This is a genomic window from Bradyrhizobium sp. USDA 4461 (assembly GCF_054055655.1).
In genome coordinates this window covers 4,843,125-4,860,588 of sequence record NZ_JBSRXM010000001.1, presented here as the reverse complement: position 1 = coordinate 4,860,588, position 17,464 = coordinate 4,843,125, and the positions used below count along the sequence as shown (strand labels likewise).

The 17,464-nt window shown below is 65.9% G+C and carries 14 protein-coding genes; 2 read left to right on the top strand and 12 right to left on the bottom strand.

From position 1 onward, the window contains the following. The first annotated feature begins 77 nt into the window (after positions 1 to 77). Positions 78 to 2,783, top strand: coding sequence for a DUF2339 domain-containing protein (locus ACVINW_RS22380; protein WP_456753287.1), 2,706 nt, complete (start codon positions 78 to 80; stop codon positions 2,781 to 2,783). Between the two features lie 12 nt (positions 2,784 to 2,795). On the opposite strand, the gene ACVINW_RS22375 is transcribed toward ACVINW_RS22380, so the two are convergent. From ACVINW_RS22375 to ACVINW_RS22345, 7 genes are all read right to left on the bottom strand, one after another. Next, positions 2,796 to 3,029: a DUF6894 family protein gene (locus ACVINW_RS22375; RefSeq protein ID WP_050403167.1), complete on the bottom strand. Its 234-nt coding sequence runs from the start codon at positions 3,027 to 3,029 to the stop codon at positions 2,796 to 2,798. A 136-nt stretch (positions 3,030 to 3,165) separates the two neighbouring features. Continuing rightward, on the bottom strand, positions 3,166 to 3,744 hold the full coding sequence (locus ACVINW_RS22370; RefSeq protein WP_456753286.1) for a hypothetical protein: 579 nt from the start codon (positions 3,742 to 3,744) through the stop codon (positions 3,166 to 3,168). A 186-nt stretch (positions 3,745 to 3,930) separates the two neighbouring features. Then, on the bottom strand, positions 3,931 to 4,917 hold the full coding sequence (gene acuI / locus ACVINW_RS22365) for an acrylyl-CoA reductase (NADPH) (RefSeq protein ID WP_456753285.1): 987 nt from the start codon (positions 4,915 to 4,917) through the stop codon (positions 3,931 to 3,933). 46 nt (positions 4,918 to 4,963) lie between these two features. Next, positions 4,964 to 6,208, bottom strand: coding sequence for an MFS transporter (locus ACVINW_RS22360; protein WP_456753284.1), 1,245 nt, complete (start codon positions 6,206 to 6,208; stop codon positions 4,964 to 4,966). A gap of 191 nt (positions 6,209 to 6,399) precedes the next feature. Beyond that, positions 6,400 to 7,893 carry a cell wall hydrolase gene (locus ACVINW_RS22355; RefSeq protein ID WP_456753283.1) on the bottom strand — a complete coding sequence of 498 codons (1,494 nt, stop codon included), beginning with the start codon at positions 7,891 to 7,893 and terminating at the stop codon, positions 6,400 to 6,402. A gap of 412 nt (positions 7,894 to 8,305) precedes the next feature. Next, positions 8,306 to 11,221 (bottom strand): pyruvate, phosphate dikinase, encoded by a 2,916-nt coding sequence (gene ppdK, locus ACVINW_RS22350; protein WP_456753282.1) that lies wholly within the window; start codon positions 11,219 to 11,221, stop codon positions 8,306 to 8,308. A 91-nt stretch (positions 11,222 to 11,312) separates the two neighbouring features. Continuing rightward, entirely contained in the window at positions 11,313 to 11,468 is a 156-nt protein-coding gene (locus ACVINW_RS22345) for a DUF3096 domain-containing protein (protein ID WP_076865695.1), read from the bottom strand. A 232-nt stretch (positions 11,469 to 11,700) separates the two neighbouring features. Here ACVINW_RS22345 and ACVINW_RS22340 point away from each other — a divergent pair, with 232 nt between their 5' ends. Continuing rightward, entirely contained in the window at positions 11,701 to 12,060 is a 360-nt protein-coding gene (locus tag ACVINW_RS22340; RefSeq protein ID WP_456753281.1) for a DUF1236 domain-containing protein, read from the top strand. A 143-nt stretch (positions 12,061 to 12,203) separates the two neighbouring features. Here ACVINW_RS22340 and ACVINW_RS22335 read toward each other — a convergent pair whose 3' ends face one another. The 5 genes from ACVINW_RS22335 to ACVINW_RS22315 form a co-directional block, all read right to left on the bottom strand. Continuing rightward, entirely contained in the window at positions 12,204 to 13,304 is a 1,101-nt protein-coding gene (locus ACVINW_RS22335; protein WP_456753280.1) for a hypothetical protein, read from the bottom strand. 136 nt (positions 13,305 to 13,440) lie between these two features. Further along, positions 13,441 to 13,809, bottom strand: coding sequence for a GFA family protein (locus tag ACVINW_RS22330; protein ID WP_456753279.1), 369 nt, complete (start codon positions 13,807 to 13,809; stop codon positions 13,441 to 13,443). Continuing rightward, positions 13,809 to 14,405: a class I SAM-dependent methyltransferase gene (locus ACVINW_RS22325; protein WP_456753278.1), complete on the bottom strand. Its 597-nt coding sequence runs from the start codon at positions 14,403 to 14,405 to the stop codon at positions 13,809 to 13,811. Before ACVINW_RS22325 ends, ACVINW_RS22330 begins: the two co-directional genes overlap by 1 nt. Before the next feature lie 3 nt (positions 14,406 to 14,408). Further along, positions 14,409 to 16,505, bottom strand: coding sequence for a glycine--tRNA ligase subunit beta (gene glyS / locus ACVINW_RS22320; RefSeq protein ID WP_456753277.1), 2,097 nt, complete (start codon positions 16,503 to 16,505; stop codon positions 14,409 to 14,411). Then, complete coding sequence (locus ACVINW_RS22315) at positions 16,505 to 17,440, bottom strand: glycine--tRNA ligase subunit alpha (RefSeq protein WP_456753276.1); 936 nt, start codon at positions 17,438 to 17,440, stop codon at positions 16,505 to 16,507. Before ACVINW_RS22315 ends, glyS begins: the two co-directional genes overlap by 1 nt. Between the last annotated feature and the right edge of the window lie 24 nt (positions 17,441 to 17,464).

Sequence of the window (17,464 nt, the reverse complement as noted above, 5' to 3'; positions counted from 1 at the left end):
GGTCCTGCCAAGTGCACTACTAGGTTGCGACGGGCCGCTGGCTGGCCAAAAGTCCGGCGCGTCCTGCCGGAGGCCCGATGTTCGATTCGCCGTTCGATTTCCTCACACTCGTCATTGCCATCGTCGCGATCATCTTCGCGCGCAAGGCGCTGGGCCAGATCGCGGTCATGCAGCGCCGGCTGGATGCACTCGAGGCCGCGGGCGGTGCTGCCGCGCGAACCGCGATGCCGCCGCCGCTGGCGCCGCTCGAGGCGTTCGAGCAGACGCTTCCCGCAGCGCCTCCGATCGTACCGCCGCCGCTTCCCGAGGCTGCTGCGAGCGAGCCGGAAGCACAGCCGGCCGTGGGCGCAGCGCCGCCGCCGCTACCAGAACCGCCGCCCCCGCCATCGCCTGCGCCCGGCTTCGAGGAGACGCTCGGCACCCGCTGGGTGGTGTGGATCGGCGGCCTGACGCTCGCGCTCGGCGGCTTCTTCATGGTGCGCTATTCGATCGAGGCCGGGCTGCTCGGCCCCGGCGTGCGCACGATGCTCGGCGGATTGTTCGCGCTGGCGCTGCTCGGCGCCGGTGAATGGACCCGGCGCCAGGAGAGCATCTCCAGCATCGCAGCGCTGCCGATCGCCAACATTCCGGCGATCCTCACCGCGGCCGGCACCGCAGCGGCCTTCGCCACGGTCTACGCCGCCTACGCGCTCTATGATTTCCTCGCGCCGGCCACCGCCTTCATCCTGCTCGGCATGGTCGCGCTCGGCACACTGGCGGCGGCGCTGCTGCATGGGCCTGCGCTGGCTGGACTCGGAATCGTCGGCGCGTTCGTGACGCCGATCCTGGTCTCCTCCGACAAGCCGGACTTCTGGTCGCTCTATGTCTACCTCGCCATCGTCACCGCGGCATCGTTCGGCCTCGCCCGCATCCGGCTGTGGCGCTGGCTTGCGGTGACGACGATCGCCTTTGCGCTGCTGTGGACCTTGCCGTGCCTGCAGTGCGGGCCGGAGATGATCGCGCCGCATGTTTTCCACGTCATCGCGGGCTTCGTGCTGGCGGCGCTGCTGGTGGTCTGCGGCTTCATGTTCGGCCCCGACGGCGATGGCGAGGAGATCGAGCCGATCTCGTCCGGCTCGCTCGCGGCCTATCTGTTCGGCGCTGTTCTGATCGTACTCAACAGCGCGCACGCCGACACCGCGATGATCGGCTTTGCGCTGCTGACGGCGGGCAGCCTCTTCGTCGCCTGGCGCGCGCCGGCGGCTGCCGGTGCGATCGCTGCCGCGTCGGCCTTCGTCTTCATCGTGTTCGGCGAATGGGCAGTTCGCCGCAATGTCGACATGCTGGTGCTGCCGGGCGGCGCGATCCCGGGCATCGGCCCATCTGCGACCGACGGCTCGGTCTCGCTGCACCTCGTCACGGCGGCGCTGTTCGCAGCTGCCTTTGGCATCGCGGGCTTCCTCGCACAGTTCCGTTTTGCCACCACGAAGATCGCCGTGACCTGGGCCGCGGCGGCGGTGTTCACGCCGATCGCGCTCTTGGTCGCGCTCTATGCGCGGATCGCGCATCTCGACCGTTCGATCCCGTTCGCGGTCCTCGCCGTGCTGCTGGCTGCGGCCTACGCCGCGGCGACCGAGGCGCTGACCCGGCGCGGCGAGCGGCCAGAGCTGTCGCCCTCGATCGCATTGTCGGCGACCGGTGCCCTCGCGGCGCTGGCGCTGGCGCTGACCTTTGCGCTCGACAAGGGCTGGCTCACCATCGCGCTGGCACTGGTGTCGATGGGCACGGCCTGGCTGTCGGTGCAACGCCCGATCCCGTTCCTGCGCTGGCTTGCTGCAATCCTGGCCGGCATCGTCGTGCTGCGCATCGGCTATGAGCCGCGGATCGCGGGCGACGCCGTCGGCACCACGCCGATCTTCAACTGGCTGTTGTGGGGCTATGGCGTGCCGGCGCTGTCGTTCTGGGTGGGAGGCCATTTCCTGCGCCGCAACGGCGACGACGTCCCGCTGCGCATGGTCGAGTCCGCCGCGATCCTGTTCACGGTGCTGCTCGCCTTCATGGAGATCCGCCACGCGGTCAATCGCGGCGATGTCTATTACGCGAGCGCCGGGTTGACCGAGGTCGCACTGCAAGTGGGCGTGACGCTCGCGATGGCGATCGGACTGGAGCGGCTGCGGCTGCGCAGCGGCAGCATCGTGCACAATGTCGCCGCGGTCCTGCTCACCGCCTTCGCCGGGCTCGCCAGCCTGTTCGGCTTGCTCGGGCTGGAGAACCCGATGCTGTGGTGGCAGGACGTCGGCGGCAGCTTCATCAATCTGCTGCTGCTCGGCTATGCGCTGCCGGCCGTGCTGGCGTTGCTGTTGTCCTACGCGGTGGCGGGACATCGTCCCGCGGCCTATGCCAACACGATCGCTGCCGGCGCGCTGGTGCTTGCGCTCGCTTACGTCACGTTCGAAATCCGCAGGCTCTATCACGGACCGGTGCTGACGCGCGGCGAGACCACGGGTGCAGAGCAATACACCTATTCGATCGCCTGGCTGATGTTCGGCGTCGCGCTGCTCGGCATCGGCATCGTCGTCAACTCGCAGCGCGCGCGGCTCGCATCCGCTGCGGTGATCGGGCTGACGATCCTGAAAGCCTTCCTGGTCGACATGTCGACACTCACCGGTGTCTACCGGGCGCTGTCGTTCATGTGCCTCGGCGTCGTACTGGTGGCGATCGGCTGGCTGTATCAGCGGATCCTGTTCCGCAGGCGCGCGGCGCCGCCTGCGCCGCAGACCGGAGGATCGAACTCGCTATCCTGATCGGCAAACGCCTCAGTCGACTGACTCGGCGACCAGGCGAATCCTGAATACCGGCTTGCGGCTCTCGTCGAGCAGCTCCATGTGCCATTCGCTGTCTTGCTTCATGTTGCGCGAAATGCTGCCAAGGAAATTGCCGCAGACCTTGGTCATCTCGGCCCAGGCCACGTCACGGCTTTCGAACTCCGTCGCGTGGTCGGACGCACCAGCGTAATCGCCATCACTGATACGGAAAAAATATTGCGCCATATGACTGCTCAAATCGGTGTCCCCACCATCCCGCGTCTCGACGGACGCTAGGTATTGAGTAGCGATCAACGCGTGGAGGCCGCCATCCGTATGACTACGGCTCGGCAGCTATTCCCGCTAGCGCGCAGATGAGAAATTAGTCGGTGGAGCGGCGCAATTCCGGCGCGCTCTCGGCCTTGGCCGGCTCGGCCTTGATCGGCTCAAGCTTCGCGCTGCCGACCTGCGGCGTCTCAACGCGCGACACTTCGGTCTGCGAGGCATCCGCGGATCGGGTGCGCGGGTGCAGCGAGCGCGGACGCGCCGCCGCGCGCGCCATCAGCATCTGCTGGCCGCCCTGATGGTGGAAATCGCAATAGGCGAAGCCCATGCCGGAGACCGAGCCGCGGAAGGTGCGGTCATCCTGCTTGTCGAGATTGAAGCACGGTTCGAACGGGATGCCCTTGAGCGACGCGCAAACGCTCTGACCGCGGATTTGCAGCGTATTGCCGGGCAGGCGCACGTGGCGGATCGGACCGGAGCCGGAGAACTGGATCGAGCCTGCCGCGCCGAGATCATCGAGGATACGGCCGGCGCCGCGGGTGCCATCGAAACAGGTGAAGGCGAACACCTTGCCCGCGACGAACTTGCGGGCCTCATCTGCGTTCATCATGCCCGCGAATGCCGGCACGACCATCGCTCCGGCCGTGACGGCCCCCAACACCAAACGCGCAAGCATGAGCTACTCCACTAACGAGCGCGGGCACCCGCTCCTTGTGAGCATGATCCCCGCACCCGACGCTTCTCGACGTCTGCGCGAGGAATCCCGGCCCCCCGGGATCATGCTGCAAGCCTCTTTACCCGCTGCTTACCATACCAACCGTGGCAACATTGGAGCAGCTTGGTTGGTAAAGTCTGAACGTCCTCAGACTATTTTTACCACGATGCGGCCGCGGACCTCGCCGCCGAGGATTTTCGCGCCGTAGGGCACGACTTCGTCCAAAACGATTTCGTGAGTGATATCAGCCAGTTTTGCCTTGTCCAGATCGCTGGCGAGGCGACGCCAGGCGGTCCGGCGAAGCTCGATCGGGCACATCACGGAATCGATGCCGAGAAGGCACACGCCGCGCAAAATGAACGGCGCGACCGACGACGGCAGGTCCATACCGGCCGCCAGGCCACAGGCCGCGATGGCGCCACCGTATTTCGTCATCGACAGCAGGTTGGCGAGCGTGGTCGAGCCAACGCTGTCGACGCCACCGGCCCAGCGCTCCTTGGCGAGCGCCTTCGGGGCACCCGACAGTTCGGCGCGGTCGATCACTTCAGTGGCGCCGAGCCCCTTGAGGTAGTCCGCCTCCGACATCCGCCCGGTCGACGCGATTACGTGATAGCCGAGCTTCGACAGCACGGCGATTGCGACCGAGCCGACGCCGCCGGCGGCACCAGTGACCACCACCGGGCCGCTCCTCGGGGTCAGGCCGTGCTTCTCCAGCGCCAGCACCGAGAGCATCGCGGTATAGCCCGCGGTGCCGACCGCCATCGCGTCCCGCGCCGAGATGCCGTCGGGCAGCCGCACCAGCCAGTCGCCCTTGACGCGGGCCTTCTCGGCATAGGCGCCGAGATGGGTCTCGCCCATGCCCCAGCCATTGCAGACGACCTTATCGCCCGCATTCCAGTCGGGATGGCTGGACTGCTCGACCGTGCCGGCGAAATCGATGCCGGCGATCATCGGAAACCAGCGCACCACCGGCGCCTTGCCGGTCAGCGCCAGGCCGTCCTTGTAGTTCAGCGTCGACCATTCGACGCGGACGGTGACGTCGCCGTCCATCAATTCCGCGTCGTCGAATTGGGTGAGCGTGGCGGTGGTACCCTTGTCCGCCTTGTCGATCCTGATTGCCTTGAACGTTGCCACGATGCGCACTCCCCGTAATCTTGGTTTCGTAGGAGTGTTTAACCCATCAGGCAGGCTGCGCAACCGGGCGGGCGACCGGCGCCTCGACGATCGGCAGGTTGATCAGCGCCGAGAGCATGCCGAACAGCACCGACAGCCACCAGATCGGCGTGTAGGAACCGAACTGCTCGAACACCACGCCGCCGAGCCAGACCCCAAGGAAACCGCCGACCTGATGGCTGACAAAGGCGAAGCCATAGAGGGTGGAGAACCAGCGGGTGCCGAACATCAGCGCGACCAGCGCCGAGGTCGGCGGCACGCTCGACAGCCACAGCAGCCCCGACACGGCGCCGAAGGCAATCGCCGAGAACGGCGTGACCGGGAACGTGATGAAGGCAACCGTCGCCAGCGCGCGCGTGAAGTAGATCACCGACAGCAGATAGCGCTTCGGAAAGTAGTTCTGCAGCCAGCCGACGCTGAGCGAGCCGATGATGTTGAACAGGCCGATCGCCGCGACCACCCAGCCGCCTGTCGTCGCCGCAATGCCGCGGTCGGCCAGATAGGCCGGCAGGTGAATGGTGATGAAGGCAAGCTGGAAGCCGCAGGTGAAGAAGCCGAGCACCAGGAGCACGTAGGAGCGATGGCCGAACGCCTCCGCCAGCGCGGTCTTGAACGATTGCTGATCGGCCGGCGCGGCCTCTTTCGTCTCCGCCGGCGGCGTCGCGAGCGCCAGCGAGAGCGGCAGGATCAACAGCATCAGCGCGCTGAACACGACGAGCGCAGTCTGCCAGCCGAAATTGTCGATCAGGGCAACGCCGAACGGCGCGAACAGGAACTGGCCGAACGAGCCCGCCGCGGTGCCGGCGCCAAGCGCGAAGCCGCGCTTCTCGGGCGGCAGCAGCTTGCTGAACGCCGCCAGCACGAGGTTGAACGACGAGCCCGACAGGCCGAAACCGATCAGCACGCCGGCGCTGATGTCGAGCGACAACGAGGTGGTGGAGTAACGCATCAGCAAGAGGCCGGCGGCGTACAGCAAGGCGCCGACGATCATGACGCGCAGCAGGCCGAAGCGGTCGGCAATCGCGCCCGCGATCGGCTGGCCGAGCCCCCACAGCAGGTTCTGCAGCGCGATGGCGAGGCCGAACACGTCGCGGCCCCAGGCGAATTCGCGGCCCATCGGCTGTACGAAGAAGCCGAGGCTGGAGCGCGGGCCGAAACTCAGCAGGGCGATCGCACAGCCGCAGACGATGATCACGAGCGGCGTGCGCCAGCTGCCGGACGTCGGTCGGATATCCCCGGTGGTCACAGCCATGTTGTCTTCCCCCGCGGCTGGCGGGGGAACCGCCCCCGCGAAACGTTACGGGGAGTTAATGCAGCTGCATGAAAACCCCAAGAGGGGCAGGACAAAAACAGGAGAAAAATATTCGCTCGCAGGGCTGCATTGCAGAATCCGAGAGGATGACGGGCGTCATTCCGGGGCACATCGCCCCCGGAGTTGGCGCCCTATCGCTTGGCGCTGGCCTGCTCGGCCGAGCTCTGGGCAGCCTCGGCGAGTTGCGCCGAGATCTTGGCGGTCTCGGCTGCGCTGCCCCAGCTCGGGGCGTCGCTGCCGTCGCCCCAGGCGCGCGGGCGATAGAAGGTGTGGACGCCGAACTTGTACATCTTTTTCATCTCGCTGACCCAGGACGGCCGCACCCAATAGGCGTGGTAGTGGGTCGAGCGATCGACTTCCGGCAGCCACAATTTGCCGTCGAGCATCGCCTTCGCGATCTTCCTGGCGCGGTCCCACATGTCGGGCTCGCGGACGACGTCGGGGATGTTGTCGCAGGCGAAGGTGAACTGGCAGGCGTAGTGCCGGTTCTTGTTCTGGTAGACCACGCCGCACACCGTCTCCGGGTATTTGCCGGAGAAAGCGCGGTTCAGCACCACCTGGGCAACCGCGATCTGGCCGCGCACCGCCTCGCCGCGCGCTTCGAAATAGACCGCCTCGGCGAGACACTTCTCCGACTTGGCGCGCGACTTGTCGTCGAACAGGCCGAGCCGTTCCGCCGGCGTCTTGCTGTGCTGGTCGTCGGCGTTGACCTCGCCCTTCGGCGCGATGCTCTCGCCCATTTCGCCGGCCTTCACCGGACCGTCGGCATCGACAGGCAGCGAGGCCATCACCTTCATGTCGGGATCGGGCTGCACTGCGGGCGCGACGACGACCGGCGCCTCGCCGGGCTGCCAGCGTTCGAGATTTTCGGGCGTGCCGAGCGACGAGCCGAAGAACAGGCTCGCGGTCTTGAAGGCGAACGGATCGCGCTCGTGCGCTGCATCGGCGGGCGCCGGTGCGGGCGTTGCCGGCGCAGGCTTCAGATCGTCGAGCGGGTTGGCCTCGAGCGACATCGACACGTCGTAGTGCTGCGGCGACGGCTTGGCATATTGCGGCAGCGGCGGCGCACGCAGCGCCTCCTGCAATTCCGGATCGAGCGGCGCGTTGTCGGCAGATCCGCGGCCACCGATTGCGGTTGCGGTCTTCATGCCCTTGACCGACGCATTCGAGGTCGCGGGATCCTCGTTCGCCGGCGCGGTGTTCGCGGGCTGCGCGGGATCAAGCTGGTCGGGGCGCCTGACGACGAGACGATCGCCCTTCAGGGTGCGATCGACCTTGGGAAAATCCGATGCCGCGTAGCGCGGCGGCGGTGATGCGATCGGATTGCGCGTCACCGCGCCGGTGATGTCGCTGCTTGAACTGTCGAGCCTTGCGAGCAGGATCTGCGGATCCTGCGGCGCCGAGGTTCCGATCGGACGGCCGAAGCTGTAGGTCGCGACCTGGATCGAGCCGACGGCGGAGGCGAAGACGCGCTTCTGCCAGCGCTCGGCGACGCCGGGCTGCCGGGCCAGAAGCGAGGCAATATCCTGATATCCGATCTCGGTCGGCATCAGGGCGAAGATGCCAAGACCGAGACCGAAGAGCGCGAGACGTGCGCCCTTCGGCTGGTTACGCGACACAAACATCGTACGCTCACGCAACGCTTACTGAGTGCATCGAACGCGGTCCATCCGCGCAATTCGACCTTTCCCGTTGCTAACTTGTTTAGGTTGCCGCGGAGTTAATCGGCGTTGCCCGGGCGCTACACTCAAGCGATCGCAGCGTCTTCGCGCGCCGCATCGCGCGCCTTGGTAAATGCGCGGCGCATGAAAGTCGTAAATGTCAGGTCAACGGAGATGGTGAAGAGATCCTTACCTAGCCAGGTCCATCGTCATTGCGAGGAGCGAAGCGACGAAGCAATCCATGCTTCGACGCATGTGGCGAGGTGGATTGCTTCGCTTCGCTCGCAATGACGATGTCTTCCGGCAGCGCTCAAACGAAAAATGCCCGGGACGAGCCCGGGCATCACGTCGCTTCTGACTATGCCGGCCTCAGCGCTTACGCCTGGCTCGAGATCTCCTTGCCGAGCGCGGCCTGCGCTGCGGCGAGACGCGCGATCGGCACGCGGTAGGGCGAGCACGAGACGTAGTCGAGCCCGACCTCGTGGCAGAACGCGACGGAGGCGGGATCGCCGCCATGCTCGCCGCAGATGCCGACCTTGAGGCTCGGCCGCGTCTTGCGGCCGCGCGTCACGCCGATCTTGACGAGCTCGCCGACGCCGTCGCGATCGACCGAGATGAACGGATCGATCTCCAGGATGCCCTTGGCGACATAGGTGCCGAGGAAGCTCGCGGCGTCGTCGCGGCTGATGCCGTAGGTGGTCTGCGTCAGGTCGTTGGTGCCGAACGAGAAGAACTCGGCGGTCTCCGCCACCTCGCCGGCCATCAGGCAGGCGCGCGGCAACTCGATCATGGTGCCGACCTGATAGGTCAGCTTGGCACCGGTTTCCTTGATCACCGCGTTGGCGGTCGCATCGATCCGCGCCTTGACCAGATCGAACTCGGCCTTGGTCGCGATCAGCGGCACCATCACCTCGAGCCCGACCGGCTTGCCGGTGCGCTTGCCGGCTTCGACGGCGGCCTCGAAGATCGCGCGCGCCTGCATCTCGGCGATCTCCGGATAGGCGATCGCGAGACGGCAGCCGCGGAAGCCGAGCATCGGGTTGAACTCGGACAGTTCGCGGGCACGATCGGCGAGCCGGCGCGGATCGGTGTTCATGGCGCGCGCCACTTCCTCGATCTCGGCCTGGGTGTGCGGCAGGAATTCATGGAGGGGAGGATCCAAAAGCCGGATCGTGACGGGCAGGCCCTTCATGATCTCGAACAGCTCGACGAAGTCGGCGCGCTGCATCGGCAAGAGCTTCGACAGCGCGGCACGGCGCGACTGCTCGTCCTCGGAGAGGATCATCTCGCGCACGGTGCGGATGCGGGTCTCCTCGAAGAACATGTGCTCGGTGCGGCAGAGGCCGATGCCCTCGGCGCCGAACTTCACCGCGGTGCGCGCGTCATCGGGCGTGTCGCCGTTGACGCGGACGCCGAGCTTGCGGACCTCGTCGGCCCAGCCCATCAGCGTGCCGAACTCGCCGGACAGTTCCGGCTCGATCATCGGCATGCGGCCGGCCAGCACCTGCCCGACCGAGCCGTCGATGGTGATGACGTCGCCGGTCTTGAAGGTGCGCGAACCGACGCTCATGGTGCCGCGGCCGTAATCGACGCGGATGGTGCCGCAGCCGGAGACGCAGGGCTTGCCCATGCCGCGCGCGACCACCGCGGCGTGCGAGGTCATGCCGCCGCGGGTGGTGAGGATGCCTTCCGCGGCGTGCATGCCGTGGATGTCTTCCGGGCTGGTCTCGATGCGGACCAGGATCACCTTGCGTCCGTCGGCCTGCAGCTTGGCCGCTTCGTCCGAGGAGAACACGATCTCGCCCGAGGCCGCACCGGGCGATGCCGGCAGGCCGGTCGCGATCACGTCGCGCTTGGCGGCGGGATCGATGGTCGGGTGCAGCAGCTGGTCGAGCGAGGCCGGATCGATCCGCGTCACCGCGTCGTTGCGCGAGATCAGGCCCTCATTGGCGAGCTCGACGGCGATCCGCAGCGCCGCCTTGGCGGTGCGCTTGCCGCCGCGGGTCTGCAGCATCCACAGCTTGCCCTGCTCGACCGTGAACTCCATGTCCTGCATGTCGCGGTAGTGCTTCTCGAGCAGCGTGTAGATCCGAGTCAGCTCCTTGAAGGCAGCCGGCATCGCGGCTTCCATCGACGGCTTGTCGGAGCCGCTCTCCTGGCGCGCCTCCTCGGTGATGTCCTGCGGCGTGCGGATGCCGGCAACGACGTCCTCGCCCTGCGCGTTGATCAGGAACTCGCCGTACAGCTTGCTCTCGCCGGTCGAGGGGTTGCGGGTGAACGCAACGCCGGTCGCCGAGGTCTCGCCCATGTTGCCGAACACCATCGCCTGCACGTTGACGGCGGTGCCCCAGGATTCCGGGATGTCGTGCAGCTTGCGATAGGTCACCGCGCGCGCGTTCATCCAGGATGAGAACACCGCGCCGATCGCACCCCACAGCTGGTCGTGCGGATCCTGCGGGAACTCGTGCCCGGTCTCCTTGGCGACGGCTTCCTTGTACTTGCCGACCAGTTCCACCCAGTCGTCGCCGGTCAGGTCGGTGTCGAGCGAGTAGCCCTGGCCGTCCTTGAAGGTGTCGAGGATGTCCTCGAAATGATGATGCTCGAAGCCGAGCACCACGTCCGAATACATCGTGATGAAGCGGCGATAGCTGTCATAGGCGAAGCGGCGGTCGCCGGAGAGCTCGGCGAGCGCTTCGACCGTGCGGTCGTTGAGGCCGAGATTGAGCACGGTGTCCATCATGCCCGGCATCGAGGCGCGCGCGCCCGAGCGCACCGACACCAGCAGCGGGTTCTTGGCGTCGCCGAAGGTCTTGCCGGTCAGCTTGCCGACATAGTCGAGCGCCTTCTCAACCTGCGCCTTCAATTCCTTCGGATACGTCTTGTCGTGCTCGTAGAAATAGGTGCAGACCGAGGTCGGAATCGTGAAGCCGGGAGGCACCGGAAGGCCGAGATTGGCCATTTCCGCGAGGTTGGCGCCCTTGCCGCCGAGCAGGTCGCGCAGCGTCGCCTGGCCCTCGGCCTTGCCGTCGCCGAACGTATAGACCCACTTGCCGGCCTTGATCGCAACCGGGGCCGCCTTCTTCGGAGCGGCTGCCGCCTTCGCCGGCGCCTTGCTGGCGGGCTTTGCAGCCGGTTTGGCGGCGGCTTTCGGCGCCGCCTTCGGGACGCTCTTCGTCAGCGCCTTGCGCGCCGGAGCAGCCTTGCGGGCGGCGGCGGAGGGCTTTGATTTCGCTGCTGTTTTGCCAGCAGCTTTTGCAGCAGGTTTCTTGGACTTCGCGACGGCTTTGGCCATGTCAGACAACAATCCGGAAGGAGGGGTCGAAGATGCGCGCCTTACACCATTTTGGGGGGTTCCGCGCAAGCCGCGAAACCCCGCTTTCCCGCTACAGGTGGAGCCAGCGCAGCAGGCCCATTCCGACGAGCCCGACGAAGATCAGATAGATCGCGACGATGTAGTTGAGGAGCCGAGGCATGATCAGGATCAGGACGCCTGCAACCAGAGCCACGATGGCAGGCAGATGCCCAGCGGTGATGGTCATTGAAGTTTTCTCCGGCGGTTTTTGGAGGAGCGAATCGAGCGGCAGTTTATCCGCTGAGGGGGTTCCCACATCAAGACGCCTGCACGGCCCGGGAGTTCCCGCACCTCACGAAAATTGCTCCAAATTGCCGCGTATATGACAGCAGTTTTTCCGGAACATCACCGCCGCCGATGCATTGGCCCGCTGTGCGCATCGGCGAAGGCCGGCGCGCGCCATAAGAATGGAGCGAGCCATGCGAAACAGAATTCTTGCCGTTGCAGCGGTTGCTGCTGCGATCACGGTGCCGGCTGTTGCCGCACAGGCCCAGACCGTTGGCGTCGTCCGCGGTGGCCCGCCGGTTGCAGTCGAGGATGACGAGGGCATTGCGGTCGAGCAGCGTCCGGCATTCCGCGAATACATCGTGCGCGAGCGCGTACCGAACTACACCATTCCGGATCGCGTCGTGGTCGGCACCATCCTGCCGGATGCCGGCGTGACCACGTATGACGTGCCGCAGCGGTTCGGCGCGACGCCCTTCCGCTACACCGTCGTGAACGGTGAGACCGTGCTGGTCGAGCCGCGTTCGCGACGGATCGTTCAGGTGGTCGACTAGGGCAAATCCAGCACGATCGCCTGAACGAACAGTCCGGGCGCCGCGCAAGCGGATCTGCGCGCAGATCGACCGGACCAGAAAGCCCCGCCTGGCCTCCCCTCCAGGCGGGGCTCTTCTGTTTTGTCGGCACGAATTGTGCTGGCCTATGACTTCAGAATCGAGAGCAGCGTCGAGGTCGACTTGTAGCTCTTGATCGCGGCGTCCTGGAAATCCTGCGTCCAGTTGGTGGCCTGGCGCTCCTCCGCGCTCATCGAGGAATATTGCTTGAGGATGCCGAGTGAGAACTGGCGCGGATCGCCGGCGGTCTGGCTCTGCTTCAGCGCATCGAGCACCGCAAGCCGCGTCCGCGTGTTGAGCTCCTGCTTGGCCGCGAAAATTTCCTCGCCTGAGAACTTCTTGTCCTGGTTCAGCGAGATTGCCGACAGCGAGCGGTTGTCGAGCGAAGACAGATCGGCGAGCTGTCCCGTCTTGCGCCTGGAATCGTACACCAGTTCCTTGCCGCTCTTCGCCGCCTCGCTCTTCTGCCGATCGAGGAAGGCGCGCACGTCGCTTGCCACGCTGGAGAAGTCGCGCGTGCTCCCCGTCGCGGGAGTCGTGGCTCCCGCCAACGCAGCCGCGATCGGATCGCCGGTCATTCCCGTCGGCGCCGTGTTTGGATCCTGCTGCGTCGCCTGAACACCTTTCAGCACCGCGGCGCGTTGGCTGGCCCAGGTCGCGGTGGCCTTTTCCTCGTCGCTGGCGCCGTCGAGATAGTCGAGCGCCGCCTTGTAGCTGACGCTATAGTCGCCGGTCAGCCGCGTGGTCGCGAGCGACGGCGCCAAGGCCTTGTCGAAGCGCTGCTTCAGCTCGGCTGCGGCAACCGCCTGCTCGTCCGGCGTGAACTTGCCGCCATTGTTGGTCGAGATCGCGAACAGCGCGCGACGATCCAGTGTCGAGAGATCGATCGTGGTCTTGCCATCGACGATCGGCGCCTTGACGCCGGCCACCGTGTAGAGTCGGTCGAGCGTCGTGCGCGCATCGTTCGTCACCGTCGCGAAGTCGGGCAGCGACGTCTTGGCGAGCTGCGCACGGGCGGCGTCAGACAGCGTGAGGTTGGTTGCGGCGTTCGACGCCGGAGACGCCGACAGATCGCCGGCGGTGCCGTCGCCCGACAAGGTCGCCGCCAGCGAGGGCGTCGCGGCCGCCCGCGCATAGGCCGAACCATATTGGGCGTAGGGATTGGGCGTGGTGCCGATCGAGGTCATCGGGGCGATCCCTGCATTGGCGCGAGGGCGATTTCTTAAGAAATCGTTGATCCGGCAGGACCTTCGCAGGGCATGGTTAACAAATTGCAAATTGTGTCCAAGTATTTCCAACGTCGCGCATCGCTGCGGCGGAGGCCTATCTGTCGACGACCCAGGCGTGGCGGCGCTGCGTGAAGACCGACTGCGACGGCGCGGGAAAATCCGGGTCCGCGAAGGCGCCGACCGCAACGCCGATCAGGTCCGGCGCACGGCCGGGCTCCCAATAGACCGACGATCCGCAATTCGGGCAGAAATGAAACACTGGAGACCCGCTGCCGCCGATGCGGCTGTATTCCCGCGCCTCGCCCTGCGGCGCGACGTCCGCGCGAGGAAAGAACGCGGCGACACCATAGGTGCTGCCGGTTCGCTTCTGACACTCCAGACAATGGCACAGCGATACCCTGGTCGGCTCGCCATGACAGATGACGCGAAGCCGCCCGCAAGCGCATGTCGCGAGCCGCGCCATCATCGCCTCCCCTTGCTGGCGACCAGCCGGTGAATGACCTTGCCGGACGAGGCGCTGACGACCTCCGCATCGAGCAGCAATTCGGCGCTCGTCAGCTCCGTCCGCACCAGCGCGGTATCGAACGCCGCGTACAGCCGGCCATGCGCATCGCGCGCATCGTCGCCGCTGGTGACGCGCCAGCTCAGATAAAACACGCCGCCGGGCTTCACGAGTTCGAACATGCGCCGGACCGACGGCGCGATCAGCGCGGGATCGAGATGCATGATCACGGTCTCGCACAGCACATTGTCGAAGCTGTTGGAGGCTATGCCGGATAGCGCGGGCAGTTCGGCGCTAGTAAAGCGCAGCGCCTGATAGCGGGCGCGAGCCTCCGCGAGCAGCCCCTCGGAGGCATCAAAACCTTCGGCCGGGAAGCCATTGGCGTTGAGCCAGGCGACCTCGCGGCCGCTGCCGCAGCCGATATCGGCGGTCGCGCCGCCCTTGATGAAGAAACGCGCGACGATCTCTTGCAGATCGCGAGGGGCCGGCTGCTCGTGCCAGTCCTGCGCAAACACCGCCGCTTCCTTGTCGTAAGCGGCGAGCGTTGCGTGGTCCATCGGTCAGCCTTCGATCCTGGAGAAATCCGCCACCGCACGGGTTGCGGCGCGAATCTCGTTGAGCAGCTTCAGGCGGTTTTCACGCACTTTCGTGTCCTCGTCGTTGACCTTGACCTTGTCGAAGAACGCATCGACCGCGGGACGCAACTTCGCCATAGCGCTCATCGCGGCGGCAAAGTCTTCCTTCGCGACAGCGGCGGAGGCCTCGGCCTTCACCTGATCGATCGCCGCAGCCAGAGCCTTCTCTTCGTCGAGCTTGTAGAGCGCGGCGTCAGGCGCGCCGTCAAACGCACGCTTGTCCTTCTTCTCCTCGATGCTGAGGATATTGCTGGCGCGTTTTGTGCCCGCGAGCAGGTTCTTGCCGTCGTCGCTGTCGAGGAATTTGCCGAGCGCCTCGACGCGGCGAACGACGAGCAAGAGATCGTCCTGGCCGCCGAGCGAGAACACGGCGTCGACGAGATCGTGACGCGCGCCCTGATCGCGAAGCTGAACCTTCAGGCGATCGGCGAAGAAGGCGAGCAGATCGTTCGGCAACGTTTCGGCATCGGCCTTGGCCGACAGTCCGAGCAACGCGGATTTGGCCGCCTTCAGGATCGGCAGGCGCAACGTGTTCTCGACGATCAGCCTGATCGCGCCCAGTGCCGCTCGGCGCAGCGCGAACGGGTCCTTCGATCCCGTCGGCTTCTCATTGATCAACCAGAATCCCGCGAGCGTATCGAGCTTGTCAGCCAGCGCCACCGCGACACTGACCGGATCGGTCGGCACGCGATCGGTCGGCCCCTGCGGCTTCCAATGTTCCTCGCTGGCCGCGGCGACGGATGCATCCTCGCCCTGCGCCAGCGCGTAGTATTTCCCCATAAGGCCCTGCAACTCGGGGAATTCGCCGACCACTTCGGTCAGCAAATCCGCCTTGGCGAGGCGCGCGGCGCGTTTGGTCTTCTCGACATCGGCGCCGACCAGCGACGCGATCTCGGCGGCGAGCTTCTCGATGCGCTTGACGCGCGCAGCCTGGGTGCCAAGCTTCTCGTGGAACACGATCTGCTCGAACTTCGGCAGCCGGTCTTCCAGCTTGGTCTTGAGATCGGTCTCGTAGAAGAATTTCGCGTCGCTCAGCCGCGGACGGATCACGCGCTCATTGCCGGCGACGATGGTCTTGCCGCCGTCGGGCGCCTCGATGTTCGCGGTCAACACGAACTTGTTGGTCAATTTCCCCGTCTTGGGATCCCGGACGACGAAGCACTTCTGGTTGTTGCGGATGGTGGCGCGGATCACTTCATCCGGGATCGACAAGAATTCCTTCTCGAACGATCCCATCATCACGACAGGCCATTCGACGAGGCCCGAGACCTCGTCGACCAGGACCTGGTCCTCGACCAGTTCGAGGCCCTGCGCGAACGCCAGCTCCTTGGCGTCCGCGACGATGATGTCCTTGCGCGCCTGCGGATCGAGGATGACTTTCGCGGCCTTCAGCTTGGCCTCGTAATCCTCGAAGCGGCGAACGGAAATCGCGCCCGGCGCCATGAAGCGGTGGCCATAGGTGGTCTGCCCGGCTTCGATGCCGTCGATCGAGAATTTCACGACATCGGGCTCCTCGGTCTCAAGACCAAAGGTCGCGATGATCGAGTGCAGCGGCCGGACCCAGGACAGCGAGCCTGATTTCGCCGAGCGTTCGCCCCAGCGCATCGACTTCGGCCACGGGAAGGTGCGGATGATCACCGGCAGGATTTCGGCGATGACGTCGATCGCGGCGCGGCCGGGCTTTTCGATCAGCGCGATGTAAAAATCGCCCTTTGCATCCTTCTGGACCTTCGCTTCATCCAGCGAGGCGAGACCGGTCGCCTTCAGGAAGCCCTGCACCGCCGCATCGGGGGCGCCGATCTTCGGGCCGCGACGTTCGGTCTTCAGGTCGGGCTGGCGCGCCGGAATGCCGTGCACGGTCAGTGCAAGGCGGCGCGGCGTCGCGAAGGCTTTTGCACCCTCATAGACGAGGCCCTCGGCGACGAGCCTGTCGGTCACCATGCGGCGCAGATCGTCCGCCGCCTTCGCCTGCATGCGCGCGGGGATTTCTTCGGAGAACAGTTCGAGGAGAAGATCGGGCATCAGACCGCCCTGCCCGTTTCAGTGTGGATCCAAGCCTCGCCGCAGGCTTTCGCCAGATCGCGCACGCGCCCGATATAGCTCTGCCGCTCCGTCACCGAGATGACGCCGCGAGCGTCGAGCAGGTTGAAGACGTGGCTCGCCTTGATGCACTGGTCGTAGGCCGGCAAGGCCATCAGATGTTCTTTCATGTTGCTGCCGTCGCGCCAGCCGGCGGCGAGATATTTGCGGCAGGCCTCTTCCGCCATTTTGAACTGCTCGAACAGCATCGCGGTGTCGGCAACTTCGAAATTGTGCCGCGAATATTCCTGCTCGGCCTGCAGGAAGACGTCGCCATAGGTCACCTTCTCGGCGCCCTCGCGCCCGTTGAAGTTGAGGTCGTAGACGCGGTCGACGCCCTGCACATACATCGCGAGCCGCTCGAGCCCGTAGGTGAGCTCGCCCGCGACCGGCGCGCATTCAACGCCGGCGACCTGCTGGAAGTAGGTGAACTGCGAGACCTCCATGCCGTCGCACCAGCATTCCCAGCCCAGGCCCCAGGCGCCCAGCGTCGGGCTCTCCCAATCGTCCTCGACGAAGCGGATGTCGTGGATGGCCGAATCGATCCCGATCGCGGCCAGCGACTTCAGGTACAATTCCTGAAGGTTCGGCGGCGACGGCTTCATGATCACCTGGAACTGGTAGTAGTGCTGGAGCCGGTTGGGGTTTTCGCCATAGCGGCCGTCCTTCGGCCGCCGCGAGGGCTGCACATAGGCCGCGTTCCACGGCTTGGGCCCCAGCGCGCGCAGCGTAGTCGCGGGATGGAAGGTGCCGGCGCCCATTTCCATGTCGTAGGGCTGCAGGATGACGCAACCCTGCTCGGCCCAGAACCGCTGGAGAGCCAGGATGAAGCCCTGGAACGAACGTTCCGGGCGCATGTGGTCAGGCAGGGCATCCATCGTTGGAATCGATCTCGCGAGGGG